This is a genomic window from Microbacterium sp. (assembly GCF_031178525.1).
Taxonomy (GTDB): domain Bacteria; phylum Actinomycetota; class Actinomycetes; order Actinomycetales; family Microbacteriaceae; genus Microbacterium.
This window is the reverse complement of sequence record NZ_JAPSJA010000372.1, coordinates 1-1,972: the sequence shown is the minus strand read 5'-3', so window position 1 is coordinate 1,972 and position 1,972 is coordinate 1. Positions and strand designations below refer to the sequence as shown.

Genomic DNA, 1,972 nt, shown 5'->3' with positions numbered 1-1,972 from the left:
GCAGCACCTCAGATCGCGCGGCGGCCCTCGAAGGCGCGGCCGAGCGTGACCTCGTCGGCGTACTCGAGGTCGCCGCCCACCGGGAGGCCCGACGCGAGGCGCGAGACGGTGATCTGCAGCGTCGTGAGCAGACGGCTGAGGTAGGTCGCCGTCGCCTCGCCCTCGAGGTTGGGGTTCGTGGCGAGGATGACCTCCTGCACGGTGCCGTCGGCCAGGCGCGACATCAGCTGCTGGATGCGCAGGTCGTCGGGACCGATGCCCGCGATCGGGCTGATCGCGCCGCCCAGCACGTGGTACAGGCCGCGGAACTCGCGTGTGCGCTCGATGGCCGCGACGTCCTTCGCATCCTCGACCACGCAGATCAGGGCTGCGTTGCGGCGCGGATCGCGACAGATCGCGCACGTGTCCTGCTCGGAGACGTTGCCGCAGATCTCGCAGAACTTCACGCGCTCGCGCACCTCGCGCAGCAGCTCCGACAGCCGCGACACGTCGAACGTCGGGGTCTGCAGGATGTGGAACGCGATGCGCTGGGCGGATTTCGGGCCGATCCCGGGGAGCCGGCCGAGCTCGTCGATCAGCTCCTGGACGATGCCGTCGTACATCTAGATGGACCTTCTCACTGGAACCGCGTGGGCGGCTCGTAGGGCTCTTCGCGCACGAAGCGCGCCTCGAGGATCTGCCGGACGACGGCCTCGCCGTAGCGCTGCACGCCGTCGGTCTGCACCACGCGGCGCTGCACAGTCACGGTCGGGGTCTGGATCACCGGCGGCACGTCGACCGCAGCGGGCGCCTCGTCCTCGGTGTCGTCCGCATCGACGGGCACCTCGGTCGGCATCACGTCGCCCTCGCGCTCGAGCGTCGCGACGCGCGCGGCGACGGGCACCGCGGCGTCCTCGGGGTCGTCGTCCACCGCGAGGGCCGGAGCCGCGTCCGAGTTCGGGATCGTCGCGACGACCCAATCGGTCACGGGCGCCGCGGTGTACGGCGCGGCGGGATCGCGACGCGGCGGCTCGGGGCGAGCCCGCTCGGCGCGAGCGGGCGCGGGACGGGCGGGCGCAGGGCGGGGTTGGGCCGCGGGGCGCGACGCGTACGGGTCCTCCCCCGGGTACGGCTCGTCGGGATAGTCCGGCTCGGGCGGGACGTCGTCGTACGACGGCGCCGGGTCGGGGTCGGAGGGCGCAGGCTCCGCGGGACGCTGCCCGCCGCCCTGCTCCCGCGGACCGGCCTCGCGGGCGCTCGCGTCGACGTGCGCGAGGTACTTCACACGCACGCCCAGCACGGCCATGATCGCGGTGCGCAGGTCCTCGCTCACCCCGCCCTGCGGCGTCCGGTGCTTGAACTTCTCGAGGTCGCCCTCGTTCGGGAAGCCGAGCACGAGCACGTCGTCGGGGCGCACATCCGCCACGCGCGCGCCGGCGACGACGAGCCAGCTCGTGCGACGGATCTCCTGAAGACGCTCGAGCACGGCCTGCCACGCGGCCGTGATGCCGTCGAGCGTGAGCGGTCCCGCCGGAACGGGCGGCTCGGCGGGCTGCGAAGCGGCAGCCTGCGAAGCGGCAGCCGGCGACGCAGGCTGCGTCGCGGCGGGCGGCGATGCCGGCGCCGTACCCGGCGCGACCGTCGCCCAGCCGGCGGCGGGCACCGTATCGGCCTGCGCGGCGGTGTGCGGCGGGGTCGGAGACGGCTCGTCTCCGGCGCCGTCGCCTGTGTTCCGAGGTCGCTCGGCGTCACCGCTCAACGACGCGGACGGCGCGGCGTCCGCAGCGGCAGCGGCAGCGGCCGGAGCCGGAGCGTCGGCGGGCGCGTGAGGCTGCCGTGCCGGAGCGGCCGCGGCCGGCGCCGAGGCGGCAGCCCCCGCAGGCGCGGCAGCGGGAGCGGACGGCGTGGGCGTCGGCACGACGGACGGTGCCGCGGCGGCGGGCACGGGCGCGGCGCCCGGGGCGGCAGCCGCCTCCGGTGCGATCGCTCCCGC

1 protein-coding gene and 1 pseudogene are annotated in these 1,972 nt (G+C 75.5%); both read right to left on the bottom strand.

Going from position 1 to position 1,972, the window contains the following annotated elements:
• Nucleotides 1-8: 8 nt before the first annotated feature.
• Nucleotides 9-602: a recombination mediator RecR gene (gene recR / locus RIF89_RS14515; protein ID WP_309069783.1), complete on the bottom strand. Its 594-nt coding sequence runs from the start codon at nt 600-602 to the stop codon at nt 9-11.
• Nucleotides 603-616: 14 nt separating this feature from the next.
• Nucleotides 617-1,972, bottom strand: a pseudogene (locus RIF89_RS14510) (hypothetical protein); the annotation flags it as partial.

Bases quoted from the DNA above. Each gene is read 5' to 3' on its own strand.
- recR (WP_309069783.1), bottom strand. From the start codon at position 602: ATGTACGACGGCATCGTCCAGGAGCTGATCGACGAGCTCGGCCGGCTC.